General features: G+C 48.8%; 19 protein-coding genes and 1 pseudogene. 4 read left to right on the top strand and 16 right to left on the bottom strand.

All coding sequences use genetic code 11. The features are described 5' to 3' along the window. Window positions 1-190: 190 nt before the first annotated feature. Window positions 191-724: an IS630 family transposase gene (locus ACQGXV_RS21805; RefSeq protein WP_440862665.1), complete on the bottom strand. Its 534-nt coding sequence runs from the start codon at window positions 722-724 to the stop codon at window positions 191-193. Further along, a complete protein-coding gene (locus ACQGXV_RS21800) occupies window positions 648-1,013 on the bottom strand; it encodes an IS630 transposase-related protein (RefSeq protein WP_440863104.1) in 366 nt (121 codons plus the stop codon). Before ACQGXV_RS21800 ends, ACQGXV_RS21805 begins: the two co-directional genes overlap by 77 nt. On the opposite strand from ACQGXV_RS21800, the gene ACQGXV_RS21795 reads away from it, so the two are divergent. From ACQGXV_RS21795 to ACQGXV_RS21780, 4 genes are all read left to right on the top strand, one after another. Then, window positions 1,005-1,916 (top strand): IS30 family transposase, encoded by a 912-nt coding sequence (locus ACQGXV_RS21795; RefSeq protein WP_440867546.1) that lies wholly within the window; start codon window positions 1,005-1,007, stop codon window positions 1,914-1,916. The two genes, ACQGXV_RS21800 and ACQGXV_RS21795, sit on opposite strands and share 9 nt — an antisense overlap. A gap of 587 nt (window positions 1,917-2,503) precedes the next feature. After that, on the top strand, window positions 2,504-3,547 hold the full coding sequence (gene pyrC / locus ACQGXV_RS21790) for a dihydroorotase (protein ID WP_440863103.1): 1,044 nt from the start codon (window positions 2,504-2,506) through the stop codon (window positions 3,545-3,547). 141 nt (window positions 3,548-3,688) lie between these two features. Then, entirely contained in the window at window positions 3,689-3,928 is a 240-nt protein-coding gene (gene dinI, locus ACQGXV_RS21785; protein ID WP_440863102.1) for a DNA damage-inducible protein I, read from the top strand. Window positions 3,929-4,308: 380 nt separating this feature from the next. Next, window positions 4,309-5,301, top strand: coding sequence for an Rpn family recombination-promoting nuclease/putative transposase (locus ACQGXV_RS21780; protein ID WP_440863101.1), 993 nt, complete (start codon window positions 4,309-4,311; stop codon window positions 5,299-5,301). Here ACQGXV_RS21780 and ACQGXV_RS21775 read toward each other — a convergent pair. From ACQGXV_RS21775 to ACQGXV_RS21710, 14 genes and pseudogenes are all read right to left on the bottom strand, one after another. Then, a complete protein-coding gene (locus ACQGXV_RS21775) occupies window positions 5,298-5,945 on the bottom strand; it encodes a tail fiber assembly protein (RefSeq protein ID WP_440863100.1) in 648 nt (215 codons plus the stop codon). The two genes, ACQGXV_RS21780 and ACQGXV_RS21775, sit on opposite strands and share 4 nt — an antisense overlap. Continuing rightward, window positions 5,945-6,379 (bottom strand): annotated as a pseudogene (locus tag ACQGXV_RS21770) (phage tail protein); the annotation flags it as partial. The gene ACQGXV_RS21775 and the pseudogene ACQGXV_RS21770, both read right to left, overlap by 1 nt. An 878-nt stretch (window positions 6,380-7,257) precedes the next feature. After that, a complete protein-coding gene (locus ACQGXV_RS21765; RefSeq protein WP_440863024.1) occupies window positions 7,258-7,902 on the bottom strand; it encodes a DUF2612 domain-containing protein in 645 nt (214 codons plus the stop codon). Beyond that, complete coding sequence (locus ACQGXV_RS21760; RefSeq protein WP_440863023.1) at window positions 7,899-9,131, bottom strand: baseplate J/gp47 family protein; 1,233 nt, start codon at window positions 9,129-9,131, stop codon at window positions 7,899-7,901. Before ACQGXV_RS21760 ends, ACQGXV_RS21765 begins: the two co-directional genes overlap by 4 nt. Further along, complete coding sequence (locus ACQGXV_RS21755) at window positions 9,128-9,487, bottom strand: hypothetical protein (protein ID WP_440863022.1); 360 nt, start codon at window positions 9,485-9,487, stop codon at window positions 9,128-9,130. The genes ACQGXV_RS21760 and ACQGXV_RS21755 overlap by 4 nt, the downstream gene beginning before the upstream one ends. Beyond that, window positions 9,484-9,909, bottom strand: coding sequence for a hypothetical protein (locus tag ACQGXV_RS21750; RefSeq protein ID WP_440863099.1), 426 nt, complete (start codon window positions 9,907-9,909; stop codon window positions 9,484-9,486). Before ACQGXV_RS21750 ends, ACQGXV_RS21755 begins: the two co-directional genes overlap by 4 nt. Further along, window positions 9,884-10,288 carry a hypothetical protein gene (locus tag ACQGXV_RS21745; RefSeq protein ID WP_440863098.1) on the bottom strand — a complete coding sequence of 135 codons (405 nt, stop codon included), beginning with the start codon at window positions 10,286-10,288 and terminating at the stop codon, window positions 9,884-9,886. The genes ACQGXV_RS21750 and ACQGXV_RS21745 overlap by 26 nt, the downstream gene beginning before the upstream one ends. A gap of 1 nt (window position 10,289) precedes the next feature. Next, window positions 10,290-10,976, bottom strand: coding sequence for a hypothetical protein (locus ACQGXV_RS21740; protein WP_440863097.1), 687 nt, complete (start codon window positions 10,974-10,976; stop codon window positions 10,290-10,292). 163 nt (window positions 10,977-11,139) lie between these two features. Then, window positions 11,140-11,442, bottom strand: coding sequence for a phage baseplate plug family protein (locus tag ACQGXV_RS21735; protein ID WP_440863096.1), 303 nt, complete (start codon window positions 11,440-11,442; stop codon window positions 11,140-11,142). After that, window positions 11,439-11,675 (bottom strand): hypothetical protein, encoded by a 237-nt coding sequence (locus ACQGXV_RS21730; RefSeq protein ID WP_440863095.1) that lies wholly within the window; start codon window positions 11,673-11,675, stop codon window positions 11,439-11,441. Before ACQGXV_RS21730 ends, ACQGXV_RS21735 begins: the two co-directional genes overlap by 4 nt. A 97-nt stretch (window positions 11,676-11,772) precedes the next feature. Next, a complete protein-coding gene (locus ACQGXV_RS21725; RefSeq protein ID WP_440862939.1) occupies window positions 11,773-12,672 on the bottom strand; it encodes a transposase family protein in 900 nt (299 codons plus the stop codon). Window positions 12,673-12,739: 67 nt separating this feature from the next. Then, on the bottom strand, window positions 12,740-13,294 hold the full coding sequence (locus ACQGXV_RS21720) for a phage baseplate protein (protein WP_440863094.1): 555 nt from the start codon (window positions 13,292-13,294) through the stop codon (window positions 12,740-12,742). Window positions 13,295-13,397: 103 nt separating this feature from the next. Next, complete coding sequence (locus ACQGXV_RS21715) at window positions 13,398-14,060, bottom strand: transglycosylase SLT domain-containing protein (RefSeq protein WP_440863093.1); 663 nt, start codon at window positions 14,058-14,060, stop codon at window positions 13,398-13,400. Between the two features lie 48 nt (window positions 14,061-14,108). Beyond that, on the bottom strand, window positions 14,109-15,206 hold the full coding sequence (locus ACQGXV_RS21710; protein WP_440863092.1) for a hypothetical protein: 1,098 nt from the start codon (window positions 15,204-15,206) through the stop codon (window positions 14,109-14,111). Window positions 15,207-15,380: the final 174 nt, after the last annotated feature.

The raw sequence follows: 15,380 nt of genomic DNA, 5'->3' as shown, positions 1-15,380 counted from the left end.
GACCCACTGGCCAGAGTCGGATAAAATCACCGTTCTGGCCCTACTGGAGATCCCGTTGCATGCAGGGAAAACATCTGACTCACAAAGAACGGTTCTACATCGAAAAGCGGCGTGGTGATGGGGTTAACCAGGCCACCATCGCCCGGGAACTGGAGCTTCCTCGTTCTATAGCCAAGCGACTTAATTTTGATTACACCATATGGACTGAGAACAAACTCTCTGTATCGCAACCCATCTCTCTTTTTTTGCTTTTTGCTTGTGCCCATTTATGCTCAATTGGGTTAAGATCTGGCGAATATGTAGGCAAATACTCCACCATATACCCTGCATCGATGATGACTTGTTGAATATTATGTTTTTTGTGAAAAGTGGCATTGTCCATCATGATTACACTGTTTTTAGGGAGTACTGGGATAAGGACTTGTGTGACCCAGGCATAGAAAACATCGCTGTTAATATTGATATCAAATAATCCGATAGCAAACAGCGTTGTGCCTAATAAAGCGCCGATAACATTTGTTCTTCCCCTAGCTCCCCAGTTCTTCAGGCCAAAACACCGTTGACCTTTTGGGGAATAGCCGTGAGTCCGTGGGGCATCGTGTGAAAAACCACTTTCATCAATAAAAACAATAGGTTTACCTTCTTTTTCATACTGTTGTTTTTTTTGTTGAAATCCCTGCCGGGCGTTTTCGTCGGCTTTCGGATGACGTAGCGTTTTTTTTATAGGTCAATCCCAGCTTTTTAAGCGCTTGCCAAATTGCCTTCTGACAAACGCCAAAACGCTCTGCACGTTCTTTTTGGTAAGCATCTGGATATTGTTCAACATCTTTTATCAACTCGGATTTATCGATCTTTCGCTGACGCGTGGTCGATGCTTTTGACTCTATTTGATTAATCCAACGCGATACAGAGGCAGGGCCAATCCGAAATTGCTTCGCTGTTTCTCGGATACTCAACCCTTCGTTTTTCCGTGTAGATATCACTTTACGTCTAAAATCAATTGAATAGCTCATTTAAATAATGTAATCAAAATTAAGTCGTTTAGCTATACCATCAGCAGGGAACTCAGACGCAATACCGACGCCGCTTTCAACGGGGTCTATTCCTGCAGAAGGGCCGAAACGTTGGCCAGAGGGCGGCGGCAGAAAACTCGGCCGGACAGCGTGATTAACCAGCTTGAACCGCACATTCAGGACTTTATCAGAACGGCGCTGTCTACCCACACCTCACCTGAGGTCATCAGTGGGCGCCTGGTCCTGGAATTTGGCCTGTCCGTCAGCAAGAACTCGCTCTATCGCTATATCCAGCAGGAGCGCCGGGCCGGCGGTGAGCTGTATCAGCAGCTCCCTCATCGGGGTAAACGGTATAACTATCAGACCGATGAGAACAAACGCGGTCCTATTCCCAACCGTGTTGGCATTGAGCAGCGGCCGGCCGTTGCTGACCTCAAGCAGGAACCCGGGCATTTCGAGATTGACACCATCTTTGGCAAAGATCAGAAATCATTCCTGCTGACGGTGGTCGATAAAGCCGTCAAGCTGGTCATCATTCGCAAACTGCCCAACAAGCGAGCAGAGACAGTGGTAGCGGCCTTCAGGGACATCGTTGCCAATACCTTCTGCGAGTTTAAAACCCTGACTGCTGACAACGGTTCTGAATTTTCCCAGCACGGGGAAATTACAAAAGTCACGGGGGCACCGGTCTACTTTGCCCGGCCATATCATTCCTGGGAACGCGGGTTGAATGAGCATACCAACGGCCTGATACGGCGTTTTTACCCGAAGGGAACGGACTTCAATTATGTCACCCATCGCAAGGTTGCAGCACTCGAACACCTGCTCAATACGCGAGGCCGAAAATCGCTGGGTTATCGTTCTCCAAATGAGGTATTTTTAACGCACTTACAGGCGGCATAATGCCCTACCGTTTTGTTGCGTTTCGACTGGGAATGGGGCCAATGATTGCTTTACATAAACGATTATCTCGTAACAACCGCTCTTTGTTGATCATTTCAAACCTTTATTCTCTAAGTTAAACCTCTTTTTATTCTCAATAGCCTGACAAAAAATGCAAGTCTCTATTCAGCAACTAGTTTAATGTAAGCCCCCTGATGGCACATTTGCTTTATCATGAAAAAGTCCTCTCTGCTCAGCATGTTGATATCCTTTTCGGTGTAGGAACCATAAGGAAACAACATGTTGGGTGGAGCGGACAAATCAAATGGTGAATTAGGGACTTATATCACTGGCGCTGACAGTTGCTCCTGTTAGGTATCCCAGTGGGCCTTAAAAGGCCTGACTGAGAAATTAGCGATGGGACTTACCATACGCTACTCTTTCCCTGCCGTGTACCCTGTACCGCGGTCGTTAGCACAGAACGCCACTCACTTCGAATAAGGTGTCGTCAGCAACAAACGGGTGCATTCCCAGCCCTTTACGCTTATGCTTGTGTCCCGCCGTATCTGCTCGTGACATTTAGCATTTAGCCCGCTGGAGCGCTTTTCATGACAACGCTGTCTACCGTATTAAAAATTCGCCGTCCTGATGACTGGCATCTTCACCTGCGCGACGATGACGTACTCGCAACCGTGTTGCCGTTTACCAGTCGCCATTTTGGCCGCGCGATCGTAATGCCCAACCTGACACCGCCTATCACCAGCATTGCCAGTGCGCTGGCCTATCGCGAACGTATTGTTGCCGCGATCCCGGCGGGAGACGATTTTCAACCGTTGATGACATGCTATCTGACAGACTCGCTGGACGCGAAAGAGGTTGTTACAGGCTTCCAGCAAGGGGTATTTACCGCCGCCAAACTCTATCCGGCGAACGCGACGACCAACTCCAGTTTTGGGGTTACCGATGTCGCCAATATCTTCCCTATTCTTGAGCAGATGGCAGACATCGGCATGCCGCTGCTGATTCACGGCGAAGTGACCGATCCGGCTATCGATATTTTCGACCGTGAAGCCCGTTTTATCGAATCAGTGATGGAGCCGCTACGCAAACGCTTCCCTACGCTGAAAATCGTGTTTGAACACATCACGACCCGTGAAGCCGCACAGTACGTGTTGGACTGCGATCGCTATCTGGGCGCCACCGTGACGCCGCAACACCTGATGTTTAACCGCAATCATATGCTGGTGGGCGGTGTGCGGCCACACTTGTATTGCCTGCCGATTCTGAAACGCAATATTCATCAACAGGCATTGCGCGATGCGGTCGCCAGCGGTTCTGACCGTTTCTTCCTCGGTACAGATTCAGCCCCCCACGCACGTCACAAAAAAGAAGCAAGTTGCGGCTGTGCCGGGGTATTTAACGCGCAGGCCGCGCTCTGCGCCTATGCTACCGTGTTTGAAGAGATTGGCGCGCTGGATAAGTTAGAAGCGTTCTGCTCGCTCAATGGACCCGCCTTTTATGATTTACCCATCAATGAAGGCTGGATTGAACTGCATAAGGCTCCCACGACCTTCTCAGAAAGCATCGCGTTAGGTGATGATGCGCTGGTGCCTTTCCTCGCGGGTCAAACTCTGAACTGGCAAGTGCGTTAATTTTCCCGCCCGTGCGCTGCTTAGTCGCGCTGCACGGGCTTTTAACGGCCTTTGCGTTTCACTACCACATATTTGTATCACCCCTCTTGCTCCCCTTCGTCTTTAACTGTATAAATAACCAGTCAATTAAAGGAGAGTATCATGCGCGTAGAACTCACATTAGCCAAATCAGCCCCTTTACCCGCTGGCGCCATTGAAGCCTTGACGTACGAATTGACCCAGCGCGTACACCGTCATTATCCCGATAGTGCCATTCAGGTTCGTTACGCAGCGGCCAACAATCTGAGCGTATTGGGGGGCAATAAGGATGATAAAGCGTTAATTTCAGAAATCCTTCAAGAAACCTGGGAAAGCGCCGACGATTGGTTTAGTGCAGAATAATCACTGACGTTAATAATCGAGACCTTCTATTTTATCCTTGCAATCTTCACACTAGCCGGTAGATGGTCGATGACGGAGGGACATGACAATGACGGTAGAGAAACCAGAACAAGCCATGACGTTCGGCGAATTATTGGCGCTGATTGGCGAACAGCAGAATTAAGGCGAATAAAAACCATAAATATCAATAAATTGCTTTACCTTATCGCTCAAAAAATAGGCGACAAAACACAACAAAGCACGACAATACACGACATTTTTATCAATAAGTTACCGTCCATTTCGACTTGCCGACTACGCCAGAATCGTCCAGATTTGACAGACTTGAGGGAGGGGGATTTCGATGGCATAGCCTAACCTGAGCAAGGTATACTGCGCCAATGACAACATCCTCACTCTCACAACACGACTCGCTGTTCAAAAAGTTTCTCGGCGATATCGCTGTGGCCCGAGACTTTTTGGAAATCCATCTGCCGCCCCACCTGCGTGAACGCTGCGACTTCAGTACCCTTGCGATGGAGTCGGGCAGCTTTATCGAAGACGACCTGCGCACCCAGTGTTCGGATATGCTCTATTCCGTGCAGACGAATGCGGGGAAAGGCTACATTTATACACTCATCGAGCACCAAAGTAGGCCCGAGAAGTTGATGGCGTGGCGTTTAATGCGTTATAGCATGGCAGCCATGCAGCGGCACCTGGAGCAAGGTAACGAGACCTTACCCGTGGTCATCCCGCTCCTGTTCTACCACGGCACCACGTCGCCCTACCCCTACAGCACCCAATGGCTCGATTGCTTTGCTGACCCTGAACTGGCAGAATCAGTCTATACGCAGGCATTCCCGCTCGTTGATATCACCGCTATGCCTGATGATGAAATCCTGACGCATAGGCGGGTGGCGTTGCTAGAGTTAGTACAGAAGCACATCAAAACGCGCGATATGCTGGAACTGGCAGCCGATATCGCCCGCCTACTCAATCTATGGGCGATACCTAAAGAGCAGTTTCGTAGCCTGATATACTATATTGCAGAGCGGGGAAATACGTCGGATGAAGAGCAATTCCTACAATATATCGCCGCCACAGCCATTGACTATCGGGAGGACATCATGACCATTGCAGAGCAGCTTGAAGCCAAGGGCATCCAGAAGGGCAAGCAGGAAGGCTACCAGTTAGGCCGACAGGATGGTGTTCATGAAGGCGTACAACTCGGTCGCCAAGAAGGACGCCAAGAAGGACGCCAAGAAGGCGAGCATAGTGCCTCGCTCAAAATTGCAAGGCAAATGCTGACCCGTGGAATTCCGCGCGACGCTGTAAAAGCGTGCACCGACCTTTCCGACGACGAACTGTCTTCCCTGTTCGACGACCGGCGCTAATTCCCCGTTTTTTCACCTTCTGGCGCTTCCGGCCAGTCGATATCCGGCGCTTTGCTGATATCCACCCGGTTAAGCAGCACGCGGTATTTCTTCCACCCTGTGAGTATTGCCGTCTCTTCTTCTGTTGCCATATTCAGATCAACCGCATCGCTCAGCGTTTGAATACGCGCATTCGCCACGGTAAGACGTGAGCTTAACGCCTGTTGCGCTGCCTGCTGCGCAGCGTGTGATTCTGCCGCTTGCTGGGCTTGCGTGTCTGTCACCCATTTTTTCCCGTTCCACACATCAAATTCGGTTTGTGGTTTCAGTAACGTGACATTATCCGGCAGTTCGCCGAATTGAGTAACCGTCTGCTCCTGTCGCGTTTCCGTGCTGTAAACCGTTTGTCCGCGATAATCTGGCAAGAACTCCCACGACTTGCCATCCACCGTGCGACGTAGAGCTTGCCCAGCAGGCGGTAACTCTGGCTTATCGGGGTAACTGTGTGCGGGAAGGCCTACACCGAGCATGAGGTATTCCATGCTCGCGCTTTGGTATTCACCAGTGTATTGATTGACATGATAGACAGTGATCCAGCCAGCTTTTTTGCTGAGTCCGTTTTCGCCTAATTCGGCAGTCTCAATATCAGTGGAATAGTTGCTCATTATGCTGCTCTCACAATGTAGTTAAAGGCAATATTGCGTGGGCGATTTTCTGCTGCCGTAGGGACAACCTTTGATGCGTCAAAAGTCAGGCTACCCCATTGGCAAAAACCGGATCCCTTAGCGAGTTGGGCTTCATGTTTAAATACTGTTGAGAATGCCCCCATGTCTTCGCCGTCGGACCATTCCGCAACGCCGTTCCTGGTGGCTGTGATGTTTCTAATCGCATCGCCCTGAGATGACAGCAACGCTCGTCCGGTATCAACCTTGCGCCCATCATCCCAGCCACGAATAAATTCGCCGCGCAGGTCAGGTAAATGACCGGATGGGTAGAGCTCCGCGAGAATCGGATAGGTTGTTTTATCAAACGCCTGTCCGTTGCATTTCAGAAAACCCGATGGAGCAACAGCCCCAGGGAACGGGAGCGGAATACCTGCAAACTCCGATGCTGATATAGGGTTTGGTAGGTTTTGGTTTGTCCACAATTCATAAGATTGAGTTTCCGAACCGCTGTTATTCCCGCTCGATATTCTTACGCCGTTTACATCAGGACCGCCCGCGATAGCTCCTACAGAAATTAGGGACCATGTATCACCAGCCCTCATAAAAACGCCTGAGCCGTATCGTTTGCTGTATGGTGTAGCCGTGTCGTTGCGAAAAACCCTACCGCCATTTGCCGCATTTCTCGCCCATGTGAGAAATGTTTCAGCGGTCCACGCTTGATTGTAGCCTGAACCTCCCCACCCCCACGCAGTATTAAGTGCAATGGAACCGGCAGTGGCGTCGAATTGGTTCGTTTGCTTAACCAATCCAACATTCTTGCGAAACAACGGTTTATCGGGTATGTCTGCGCCGTTCTGCTCTTTCGCCAGCTTCCCGTCTATATCTTGTTGTACCGATTCAGAAACACCGATAAAATCTGCCGCGTTTTTCCACGATCCGGTATTTGTTGAATTGGGGTTGTCAGTGTTATTGTCTATGACGCTAATAAATATCTTGTCGCCAGCATCGCTTAATACGAGAGCCCCGCTTGGGTATCCACTAATTGCTGATGAAAATGCTGGGTCGAATGCGTTTATCGCACCTGTGCTCGCCCAGCGCATTAAATCAGAAAGCTCAAAGAGTATCTGGTTCATGTCCTGCCCCTTCGGGGGAAGGCCTCCTGCGGCTTTCAGAATCATTGTTACGGGAGGGAACCCCTTTGAATAAGAGGCTGTGTTGTCACCTGCTGGGGTATCCTCCAGAAGGTTCTCCCTCTGACCATTCGTTCCGAATGGGAGTGGCTGTTTTTTGGGTGGAGAGCTTCTATGCATTATTAACCTTTAAAAAATGCTCCATCGTTGAACGGGTATGCGTCATCAGCAAAGCCAAAATAGGGCGGCACAAGCTGAGTGGTCGTCAATAAAACCCCTTGAGGGGTTGGTAATACGTCGTATTTATTCAAAATCACCTTTTCGTAAGGCGCTAAATAAAACTCACAAATAATCCCCATTCTCATTTCACCATAATCAACACAGAATACCTTTCCTCTCCCTTTAAAGAGTATGGTTAAAAACCTGTTCATTTCTCTTATTGTCGCCATGCTGATATTGGAAAATGCTTTAGCTAAAATAAGTGTCCTGTATGCATCATCAGTAAGTCTAACGGTTTCAGTCTCTTGAATTCCGGCATAAAAAGGCACTTCGTTGAATGGCGAGGGGTGATCATTAATATTGCCATCGTCCGCTTCTGAAAATCCGAAACTGTTGCTGCTAATATCAGATTGAATATGTCTTGATACGTTTGCTATTTTACCCCAAATATCTAGCCCGTAGGTTCCATTTGTTGTTACATCCCAAACTTCATCTATAAATTTATCGGTAAAATCATCAAGATTCATGGCCTGATTAAATGTTTCGATGATTGCCAGTAATCTTGGGCTTGCGGAGTATTGAGTCAGTATAGTTTCTTTCCAGCTCACACTGTGATCACCTCCACGTCAGCTTCCTGTATGGTGGGTACTTGATCTATTCCTGCCGTTACCGACTGAGCATAATTAACCCCATCCACAGAAAGGGTTAAGGATAGAATATTCATGTATTCAGGAGAAAGGCTTATCACGGGTGCGTAATACGTACCACCGCTAATCCTTGAACCAATTCTTGCCTTTGTTATTCCTTCGTGGTTACCGTTGAAAACGCTGGAAACCATTTTTTTAATCTGGGCTGTTACATCGGACGGAAGATTGATTATGTCGTTTTGTATCTGAACGCGAAAGTATATCCTCAATGGGTCTGCTTTCTTCCATTTTATTATATATTCAGGATAGGGTGGGCTGTAATTTTCTTTGTCCTGAATAATAAATGTAGCGTTTCCGTTCAGGTTTACGCCGGGTTTTTTTGTTGCGTATATCGCTTCCGCAACATCTGCGTCAGTCCCTCCATAGGCACACACATAGAGGGAGTGGCGAGCTACCGGGAATGATGTTTCACCCTTATTCACCGTCACGTCCTCTCTATTGGACCATACATAAGCGTCAAGTACACCATCGGTAGCAAGAAGCGCCGCCAATGTTGACGCGTCTGTGTTTCTTCCTGTGCGTGCTACAGATTGTCGGCGTCTCGTCTCGAATGCAATGCGCGACTCTACATCAATACCCACGACTCCAGCGGCATGATTAATTAGGGCATCCCACCCTGAAACTGGAGATACAATCTGGTTTAGTTCACCAACACCGCAAGCGATAGGGCCGGTCGTCTGATTTTGGAACTCGACATCGACCACACCGTCAGGGCCAATCGTGGCTGCGCTTATGGACGCATAGAGGTATCCAGATTTATCCTGTGCGGTGCTTCCTTCTGGGATTGTCCTACCGGCTGCTCCCGTACAAGTTGCGGTGACTATAGTCCCTCGTGCAGCGATGCGCTCCATGAAGTTGATGCGGCCTATCCCATCCTGCCAGCGCCCCGTCGCGTAGTCTGGGTTCATCTGGTTGAACAGGCAGAGCAGCGCGTCGTAGTTTGTGGCAATAATCTCGGTATCAGACTGTGCAATCTGCCCCTGGGGTGATGACAGGGATTTACTCGCCCCGCCCTCCATTGCTGTATCCATGTCAGTAAGGCGACCGGAAAGCACATCGGCAATGTCTGGCACCCTTAACCCATTTTCGGTTATCGTCACTCCGGGGACTGCCGTTTTTAATTTTGTCATAGGGTGACCTGCGATTCGTTTCCGTCGTTGTCAGTTATGCGGATAACACCGCGAGTCTGGCGGGTGTTTTTGTCGAAGAGCACGGAAGCTAGCGCCTGATTGACGACGGGTAGCTTTCTGGCCTCTGCCTCCATTTTCCCGGCAATGTATCCCGGTGAAGGACGATGACCAAGAACCTCTTCTTTCCACGGGATGCCCAACGTGTTGTCGTAATAACACTCGCCAGCAAACACCAGGCAGGCGCTGGCAACATCCTGAGCTACTGCATAACCTGAATCTGCAATAGCCATATTCCCGCTTCCATCCAACGTCAAATCCCACACTTGCATCGAAAGTTTTAGCGTTCGGTAGGTCATGATGGTTTATCCGTAGCATTGGAAATGACGCTGGAAGAGCCTGGCTGAACACCCCTCACTGGGTGTTTGTGGTCATTGTAGTTGTCACGCAGCATTTTTAGTGATGAAGCCTGTGTTCCAGCATTATCAGTGATGTTGCCGTCTGCCGTTACGTCCCCGGTGAAATGCGCGGAAGGGGTATCTATCGTTACGCCTTGAGGGGCTGCTACCGTCGCTTTTGAACAGGTGATATTTACCGGGTTCGGTGAAGTGATATTCAGTGCTCCATCTGCAAACTCCATAAACTGCGTCGGCGGCCTATTGAGTAGGCCGCCCATATATAGCCAAGCGACATTATTTTGATAACAGCCAGCTATGCTTCTTTGCCGCATATCAGGGCATAGGATGTAATCATTTTTAAGTCGGTTGGCTATAGATGGCATCTGATTTACTGTGCGCCCGACGACTTCCCGGCACAGACGCTTTCCGATTTGCACGGGCTACAGAATTATCACGGTCGCAAACGGCAATCCACCCAATATCGCCCGGAACGGGGTTCATGATGATCGCACTATTTCCACGCTGCGCACGGTAAACGGGTATGTTGTACACTACAGCGTTTTGTATCATCTGATTATTCTGGTCAAGGCGAGCAACTAGCGGGAGAACATCGACAGTCAGATTTGGTGCTTCGCCTTTAATCGCCTTCACTTCAACAATTTCAATGAAGCAATAACCGGACAACATCTGCTTGAAAATATAATCAAGCGATTCCGCATCGTTAGTTTGTGGCCCGGTTGGTGTAAGTAATTTATCTGACACGTCACACTCCGTCTCTCTGTTTGTTGGCCATGCATATTGAGTGCCACGGGCCATCAGGTATCATTGAGGAAAGCTCATGCGTCACGCTGGTGAGTTGATAAGTTCCCTTTGCGTGAGGTAGTGAAGTGTCAAGGTTTATATTCCTCCCTGCCGTCAGCAGGGTTGAAAACTGAGTCTGAAACATCACCCCGCCGTTTGAAAATATGGGATAACCGATCAACCCATGACGGTGAGAAACCAGGGGAATAACGTCATCCCTTTTACTTTCCGAGGGCCAGAAGGATATTTTTGGCTGCATGACAGACATTGCTATCGCGAAGTCATGACATACCCCTGAAAGCTGTTCAAAAACGCTACCTGAGTAGTGTGGATTTGTCGCCACCGGGTTTTTCAGCCCGGTAATTAACGGCTCATAGCCTACTGGTTTGCATATTGCCGTCAAAATATCTGTTACCGGAATGGGGCCGCCGAAAGAAAAAGGGGGCATAACCTTATTCTGTAGCTCATAACTTGCTGTTGCGTTTATTATGAGCGCCGCATTGGGAACCCTGTTCATGTTGGCAATGGATGAATTCATGAACCCTGAGAAAATCTTATTCTCTTCAACGAAAATATCCAGCGACACGCTTTCGGTTCCCGTGCCGTAATTCCCCATCGCCCTTGCTGATAAGGCAGCAAGTAATTCCATGTTTAACCCGTAAAGGTTGGCGCTAACCTGTGTCCCGAATAAATTTCCTGATGACTGGAGGGATAGGCTGGATCGAACGTTATCTATCGATATTTTGTTGTTGCCCTTCATTCCCTCAAACGGTTCAAGGTGATTCGTGAATTCAAATCGGAGAGATCGCTTTTTATACAAGTTCGCTCTCCTCTATGTAGTACAGGGAATACCTCCGGCCCAATCCATCCCACTGAGGATCGCTTTCACCTGAGTTATCAATGAAAACCATATCCCCACGGAAACCCAGGTGACGGTAGCGCACCATCTTGTTACCAAACAGGCAGGGGACCCCCTGAAGAATAGGAGCGCCGTTAACCTCCATGTCCATGTATAGGAAAGAAGCTCGCTGAACCAGCCTGATGCGGCACTGCTGTCCGCCAAGGCTGATAGATATTGACTGAGACTTTTCAGGCTCAAGCGGGATTGTTCTCATGTGCTTTTCTCGGTGATATTTTTAGCCAATTCACCAAGCTTTTGCCCGGCACTGTCCACAACGGTAAGAACCGGCTTGGCCACCGTTTCCAGTGCGCTCTGGTATCCTGCGGTTATTTTCCCTGCGGCTGAGTCGGCAATCGTGCCAACAGATTTTTTCAGCGATTCCCACGAGTTGCTTAGCTGATCAACAGTGGACGGCGTAGAGCCTGCTTCTTTGGTTATTTCAGCCATCCCGGTAGTGCCCTGGGATTTATCGTTGTTCGACGGCTTGTCTTTAAGCGTGTTGCTTAATAGTGAAATAAGGGTGTTTCGGTGATTGAAGTAAATTTTATGCTGTTCTGAGATGGAAATTCCAAAGACCGGCGCTAAGGAGTAAGAAGGTATCATCAATAAAGGGTCTACGATTCCGTAAAATTTGGGTCATGCAACCGAGGCGCTTGATACCCGCGATGGCGTGTTCAACTGTAATACGGATGCCCGAGATTATTTTATTTTCTTGTTTTTGTTCAGGCGATAAAGGTCTTTTTCGAGTTCCTTTTTTTGGGATTTGTGTATTAGGATGCTGTTTATCTATACCTTGAAAACCGGTATCTGCCCAGATGGTTACCTCAGGAGGAATATGGCGAATTATATCGACTTTATCGAGTAAGCGTTTATCGTGACGGCGCCCATTTTTGCTCATGGGGATAAATCCAATTTGCCTTGTTTCGTCAGTCATAATAAGCCCTTTTCGAGTGGTCTGTCTTTTCTTTCCCGAATACATTTTTTTTCGCCGACGCAGATTCTTAGGCTTTTGGACAGGTCGCTCTGTCCCATCAATAAAGACGTCTTTAACTCCAGGAAAGGCGCGAAAAAATTCCTCAGCAGAGCGAATTTGACGAGCGGGCAAAACACATTCTCGCCCCAAGGTCATCTCTAAAACCGGCAATAATATTTTTACCCAGCGACATACCCGTGTTCTATCTAAACCAAAAAGAAGTCCTTGCAAATCATAGGTCGGATAACATTTTAAATACAATAAAATAAAAAGCAGTTTATCTAATGGGGTTGGGATAAATCCTTTCTGCCCTGCACCCATCTGCCGCTCGTGATCTTTTCGATTCTTTTTCCGATAAATCAAATAACAAGCTGAAAATTCAGCGGCTAAATTTTTCAATTCTTCGACTGATAATCCAATGATTGCTTTACATAAACGATTATCTCGTAACAACCGCTCTTTGTTGATCATTTCAAACCTTTATTCTCTAAGTTAAACCTCTTTTTATTCTCAATAGCCTGACAAAAAATGCAAGTCTCTATTCAGCAACTAGTTTTTTGTTCTGCGCCCCCGATAGGGAGACAACCATTTGCTGCATGACCTCCTGAAAGTAAAGGGATATGGTCAGCAGAGAAACGTTGTGCTGCGATGTCACTTCGTATGAGTGATCAACCAGGTCATAACTCGTCAGCGTCTCTTTCGGGGTCTCGATGTCGTATACCTCCGCTGTCTCCAGCATGCTCTTGATGGTTTCCAACACCCGGCTCTGACTGGTAAATGTCAGATCGAAGAGGTTAGGAATGCTGCCAGAGAACCCCGTTAGCCCCGATATGACAATCGCACAACGAACAATCGACGGCTCCTTTACCTTGTTTATTGACTGATATTTCCCACCCTCAACCGGGGCGGTTGTTATCTGCGCCCGACCGCTGGGCTGGATAGATACCATGCCACTGAAATTAAGCGCCACCTCTGATGATTTGTGCTTTCTGATGACGTACTGAGGATGAAGGACGCTATTGATGATAGAGAGCGGCGAACCTCCGCCGATAGCATTGAATATGTCCGCCGTATTTAGGCTGATAATGCTCATCTTTTCTCCAACAAAAAGCCCACCTAAGTAGGCTATTGCGTGTTATTGCATCGGTTAATGGGTAGAATCACCCAAAACCCATACAGAGTGCATGGTTAATGGGCTATGGTTTTTGAGCACTAGAGAATGGCGCGTTTGTTGACGAGCGCCTCGCTACATCCTCAACGCTGCGATTTAGCGCATCAACAGACTGCGGGTTACTGTTCACGTTAACTGTGTTTATGTGAGTGCTGTTGGTGATCGTCGGGCCGCCGCTAGAAGATAACTGGTAAGGCCTGCTATCAGCAAGTCTGCCCTGAGTAGCATAGTAATTCCTTGCCCCACCATCATTACTGGCCGTTTTTCCCTCCATGGCGTCATAAATCTTACCAGCGTAATCCCTTGTTTCTTTCGGTACGGGACGCCACTTACCGTCCTTATCCTTGAAACCATCACCGCGGCCTTGAGCGATCCACTGGTCAACGTTAGTCGGCCCCCAGTTATATGCCATCAACGTATCATCGAGATTTCCTTTGTATTTATTCAAAAGCTTACTGAGATAGATTGTGACTGCGGCCCTGGATTTTTCTGGGTTGAGCCTTTCATCGACCTGTGAGTCAATTCTAAGCCCCAACTCCCGTCCAGTATCAGCCATGATTTGATATTCACCCACAGCCCCGGCACGGCTGTAAAGGTGTTTACCATCGCTAGACTCTACCTTCCTGATGGCATCAATAACCCCGTCGGTACTTCCTGGAATGTCATACTGTAGGTTACGGCCCTGCACTGTGCCCTTGTATCGACCAAAATCAGTATCGAAACCAATTGATCGAAATCAATCACCTATATTTTTCTTCGTGTAGCTCAGTGAAGACTCTGCGCTATCCTTGATGTTCTGCTTGTCGTTATAGAGATATGTTCCGTATGCAACCAGCGCAGCCAACCAAGGAGGGACGCCGCCGCCAGTCACCTTACTCCCAACATAAGCCGCAGCCAGAATTTTTAGCGCGTTCTCTGCCCCGCCCACGGCATCGGTGAATTTCTTTATTCCATCCCCGGCGTCACGAAAGAAACCGATGACGTCTCCGTGATGCTGCTCTATCCATTTGCCGAATGCCTCCATTCCCGAAATCACTTCCGGCGTAAATGCGGCCACAAGCCCTTGCTGTAGGCGAGAAAACTGAGCGTCAAGCTGATTCAGAGTGGCGACAAGGTTTTCCTGCTCCTTCACCTGCTGCGCGGTGATATTGGACTTCTTCGTTTCCGAGTCTACCAGTGACTTCAGCTCACCAGATTTAATCTTGGCGGCGTCAGTCGGATCGAACCCGGCGGCAGACATCACCTGCATGAGGTTGTCTTGCGAGTGCGTTTTACCGTACCGGGTGAACTCAGCCAGCGCCTTGTTAGGGTCACCAAGCTGGTTGATGTTCAGGCCAGTGCGAGCGCCCAACACCATCAGGTTTTGTGCCGCACCCGTCAGGCCGCCGAAGATAGTCGGGTCTTTGATGTTCGCCAGCGCCATGCGAGCATTGCCGGAAGCGCCGATAAAGGCGTCACCGTTTAGCCCTGCCTGCTGGAATCCGCGACGAACGCCGAACATCTTATTCACGTCCGATCCGAAGAATCTGGCCTGAGTGCTGGCGCGTACAATCTCGTTTGCGGTTGAGGTAAATAACTGCTTAATGCCGTACAGCCCAGCCCCAATACCCAAGAACCCAGCGGCAGCAACAGTAACGCCACGGAATGACGACACGGCAGCCTTGCCGAACTGAGTGAAGTCCTCAGCCGACGATTTAAGAGTGCGCTTAATGTTGCGGCCAGAACGCTCGAAGTCACCTTCCAGCTTTTTAACCTCATCGCCAACCTTCTTCTTACCGTTAAGGAATTCATCGGCCTTGATGGTGACCTTATAGGCCAACTCATTAATAATCATCGCTGCTCCTGGTGCTTGTGCCACACGCGCTGATTGAAGTTTTCCACCGATATAATCTCAAGCAAGTTGTACATGTCAGCCACGGAAAGGCGCTCCTGCAAGTCAATGTAGGACGCCTTGCCTGAGCATATGATTGCGTTGATGGCCGGAGGGATGTTGGCGGTTGATATCAGT

Origin of the sequence: Symbiopectobacterium purcellii, assembly GCF_052050035.1 — a bacterium.
GTDB lineage: Bacteria > Pseudomonadota > Gammaproteobacteria > Enterobacterales > Enterobacteriaceae > Symbiopectobacterium > Symbiopectobacterium purcellii_A.
The sequence above is the reverse complement of the archived record's forward strand: the minus strand, read 5'-3'. Positions and strand labels throughout refer to the sequence as shown.

What these genes read in the sequence shown, in the direction of transcription:
- ACQGXV_RS21800 (WP_440863104.1), bottom strand. Translation starts at nt 1,013, where the DNA reads ATGAGCTATTCAATTGATTTTAGACGTAAAGTGATATCTACACGGAAA.
- pyrC (WP_440863103.1), top strand. Translation starts at nt 2,504, where the DNA reads ATGACAACGCTGTCTACCGTATTAAAAATTCGCCGTCCTGATGACTGG.
- dinI (WP_440863102.1), top strand. Translation starts at nt 3,689, where the DNA reads ATGCGCGTAGAACTCACATTAGCCAAATCAGCCCCTTTACCCGCTGGC.
- ACQGXV_RS21780 (WP_440863101.1), top strand. Translation starts at nt 4,309, where the DNA reads ATGACAACATCCTCACTCTCACAACACGACTCGCTGTTCAAAAAGTTT.
- ACQGXV_RS21775 (WP_440863100.1), bottom strand. Translation starts at nt 5,945, where the DNA reads ATGAGCAACTATTCCACTGATATTGAGACTGCCGAATTAGGCGAAAAC.
- ACQGXV_RS21760 (WP_440863023.1), bottom strand. Translation starts at nt 9,131, where the DNA reads ATGACAAAATTAAAAACGGCAGTCCCCGGAGTGACGATAACCGAAAAT.
- ACQGXV_RS21755 (WP_440863022.1), bottom strand. Translation starts at nt 9,487, where the DNA reads ATGACCTACCGAACGCTAAAACTTTCGATGCAAGTGTGGGATTTGACG.
- ACQGXV_RS21750 (WP_440863099.1), bottom strand. Translation starts at nt 9,909, where the DNA reads ATGCCATCTATAGCCAACCGACTTAAAAATGATTACATCCTATGCCCT.
- ACQGXV_RS21740 (WP_440863097.1), bottom strand. Translation starts at nt 10,976, where the DNA reads ATGGAATTACTTGCTGCCTTATCAGCAAGGGCGATGGGGAATTACGGC.
- ACQGXV_RS21735 (WP_440863096.1), bottom strand. Translation starts at nt 11,442, where the DNA reads ATGAGAACAATCCCGCTTGAGCCTGAAAAGTCTCAGTCAATATCTATC.
- ACQGXV_RS21730 (WP_440863095.1), bottom strand. Translation starts at nt 11,675, where the DNA reads ATGGCTGAAATAACCAAAGAAGCAGGCTCTACGCCGTCCACTGTTGAT.
- ACQGXV_RS21725 (WP_440862939.1), bottom strand. Translation starts at nt 12,672, where the DNA reads ATGATCAACAAAGAGCGGTTGTTACGAGATAATCGTTTATGTAAAGCA.
- ACQGXV_RS21720 (WP_440863094.1), bottom strand. Translation starts at nt 13,294, where the DNA reads ATGAGCATTATCAGCCTAAATACGGCGGACATATTCAATGCTATCGGC.
- ACQGXV_RS21710 (WP_440863092.1), bottom strand. Translation starts at nt 15,206, where the DNA reads ATGATTATTAATGAGTTGGCCTATAAGGTCACCATCAAGGCCGATGAA.